This window comes from Rhodospirillaceae bacterium (assembly GCA_028819475.1).
Taxonomy (GTDB): domain Bacteria; phylum Pseudomonadota; class Alphaproteobacteria; order Bin65; family Bin65; genus Bin65.
The window spans coordinates 1-2,876 of record JAPPLJ010000029.1; the positions used below are offsets into that span (position 1 = coordinate 1).

Genomic DNA, 2,876 nt, shown 5'->3' on the forward strand with positions numbered 1-2,876 from the left:
GTGCGGGGCCGGGCAACGCACCGAGGATGCCTTTCCATGAAACTTCCAGTTTGAACGGCGCTTCATTCATTTCCCCCGGGGCGTGCCGAGATCCGTCATCCGCACCTTGCGGGATCGTCGTGTGAGCCCGCGTCGTTCAGCGTCAGGATGCCGGCGCGTCAATGCGGCTGTGCAAACGCGACTTGAGGGCGAGCCGTGCGCCCGGCAGCTGCATCTTCGGCCGTCGGGCGCCACGACGGCCTGCGTCCATGGCGGAGCGACGGTCGCGCGGAACCGGCGGATGGAGTTCCCGACCGTCCCGCCGGGCGCTGGGTGCGGTAGCGTTGGCGCAATTCACCGGAACGCGGCATGGATTCTTCCCGGTTCTCGCCAAGGTTGGGGACGCGCAATTCCTGGCGGCACCTTACGGCCCCATTTCGCGCCGACGCTGCGAGGACGGATCCGGAGATGAGTCGCGCTGAAGCAAGGAAGGTTGCATGTCCATGCAGGATGGTTTCGGCGGAACGGGTCGCAGGGTCCCGTGCCAGGTCCGGCGAACGATTTCCGAGACACTGACACGGCAGTCCCCGGGACCCGAATTGTCCTTGCAGGCCCGCGTTCGATGGCGAGTGCCGATCTGGACGGGAGAGCGCAGGGCGCTGGCGCATTGCGGCGGGATCCGCCGACGAGTGCCCCCGATCGGTGCGACCGGCAGTCGCGAGATCGCCTGCCCGCCAGGTTCCGCACAGATCCGCGCCCCGGCGGCCGGGACGCGTGGAACCGGGCGACGGGAGTCCCGGGTGCGCAATATCGGGGACTTCCGGCAGTCAATAGGAGGCCCCGTCGGCGGGATGGGTCATGAAGCGTCGGAAACTCGTGGCAAACCAGCTACTTGCGCGACCTTCCGGGCGGCGCAAATCCGCCCTCTCCCGCCCCGGATTACGCTCGATAGCTGTCACAATTGCGCGCAAAGTTGTCAAGTTTGCATTCGCGCCAGCGACGAGCCAGACCCGCCTGGCAGCACGCAATCCCGCGCCGAGCCTGCCGCAACCTGTTGAACTGCAGGGGATTTTCCGGAACAGCCCGGCCTCGTGCAGGCCATTCCGGCAGGAGGCCGGGCTCGCGGCCCGCGACAGACATTATGCTCGATATCATTTTTCGGATTTGCGCCGGTACGGCCTAGGCGAATCGATTCCGGCCTCTTGAGTGCCGTCGCGGCCAGCGCCGACCGTCGCGCCACCATAGCACGTCGGCCAGGTTCGCACACCCTCCGGCGCCGCTCAGGCCCGATTCTATTTCCGCGCCAGCTGCGCCGTCCCGCTGCGCCGCGCTAGCAGCCGCTCGCCGTAGCGGTTCACCATCGTGACGGACTTCCAGCGCCCGGCCTGGAGGATCGCCGGCATCTCGATCCCGGCGGCGACCATGTCCTGCGCCGCACCCACCCGGGCCGAGTGCCCCGAGAGGCCGCCGGCCACCGCCTCCGGCAAGCCCGGCTAACGCGCCATCGCCTTGAATATTCGCGGCACCCGGCAGGGATGTAGCCGCTCGCCAACCCGTCCGCCCTTGGCGACCGAACGGAACAGCATTCCCTCCTCGATCCCGGCCTGGATGAGCCATGCGCGGACCAGCCGGACAGTGTCCGAACCGACCCAGGCGATCTCGCCTCGTCCCTCGTTGTCGGTTTTGGAGCGGCGCACCAAAAGGCTCTCGTCGCCCTGCATTTCTTCAAGCAGGTCAGCGACTTGCAAGGACACCAGTTCCGTCCTTCGCAGCATCGCGTCGTAGGCGACGGCGAGCAGCGCCCGGTTCTGATGGTCGATCAGCCTGTCGCCTACTCCGTTGTCCGCACGCTTTCGATGAACGGCTTCGATGTCCAGCGCTGGCTGGAAGCGTGGCTCTAGGTCTGCGCGGAGAACGGCCGCCGGACGACCTGACGCCCTGGCTGCCCTGGGCGATGGGCGCAGGCGCGTGTTCATGGCGCCGGGATGACCGGCGCCATCGAGTGCCGCTACCACGGCCGCGACTTCACCGCTGACGAGATGGCGCTCATGCACGCGCTGATCGCCGCCGATCCGCAGCCGACCCGCGCCGCCCTGTCCAGGGAGTTCTGCCGACGCATCGGCTGGCTCAAGCCCGACGGCGGCCTCAAGGACATGATGGCCCGGGGCACCATGCTCGCGATGGACCGCGACGGGACTATCAAGCTGCCGCCGCCCAAGTGGCGGCCGGGCCCGCCGAAGCCCGTCGTGTTCGGTCCCGACACCGAGCCGCCGCCGTTCCCGGTTCCGGCCACGCTCGACGAGGTCCGGCCGCCGGGGATGCGCATCGTCAAGGGCGGCACCCGCGAAGGCAGGCTCTGGAACGAGTTCGTCGCCCGCTACCACTATCTCGGATACAAGACCCTCGTCGGCACCCAGATGCGCTACGCCGTCCACGACCGCAACGGCTGGCCGCTGGCCATGCTCGGCTTCTCCACCGCCGCATGGAAGCTCGCCCCGCGCGACCGATTCGTCGGTTGGACGCCCGAGATGCTCGAGAGGAACCTGCCGCTGGCGGGACCAGTCGAGCTGCCGCTTGAGGTGGTGCAGTCGACGCCATCCAGCAGGGCCTAGAGATCGGTCCGCGAAAGCGGCGACACCATTCCGTGAGGGGCGAAGGCGGCCGCGAAAAGACCCCGCTCGAGGCGCCGGCCTAGATCCAGATGCCGCCCTCGGGAACATTCGCCGGCAATTCCGGCTCCGAAGCCGGAGAACCGCGCCGCCGCCGCCAGCGGAGCAGCGTCCGCGGCCTCAGGCCGCGCCCTTCGCGGTAGGCGGCGGCGGTCCCGCCCTCACGCTCGAAGTCCTCGACGATCTCGCGCCATTCCTCCGCGCTTCTGACAGCGGGCCCTTCGGCGA

The 2,876-nt window shown here is 68.6% G+C and carries 4 protein-coding genes; 1 reads left to right on the forward strand and 3 read right to left on the reverse strand.

The window, feature by feature from the left end:
* Positions 1–1,271: 1,271 nt before the first annotated feature.
* On the reverse strand, positions 1,272–1,454 hold the full coding sequence (locus OXM58_07560) for a hypothetical protein (GenBank protein MDE0148214.1): 183 nt from the start codon (positions 1,452–1,454) through the stop codon (positions 1,272–1,274).
* An 18-nt stretch (positions 1,455–1,472) separates the two neighbouring features.
* Positions 1,473–1,733, reverse strand: a complete 261-nt coding sequence (locus OXM58_07565; GenBank protein ID MDE0148215.1) for a hypothetical protein — start codon at positions 1,731–1,733, stop codon at positions 1,473–1,475.
* A gap of 231 nt (positions 1,734–1,964) precedes the next feature.
* On the opposite strand from OXM58_07565, the gene OXM58_07570 reads away from it, so the two are divergent.
* Positions 1,965–2,591 (forward strand): DUF4338 domain-containing protein, encoded by a 627-nt coding sequence (locus tag OXM58_07570; protein MDE0148216.1) that lies wholly within the window; start codon positions 1,965–1,967, stop codon positions 2,589–2,591.
* A 79-nt stretch (positions 2,592–2,670) separates the two neighbouring features.
* On the opposite strand, the gene OXM58_07575 is transcribed toward OXM58_07570, so the two are convergent.
* Positions 2,671–2,876, reverse strand: a 206-nt coding sequence (locus tag OXM58_07575) for a hypothetical protein (GenBank protein MDE0148217.1), incomplete at its 5' end; no start/stop codon positions are given.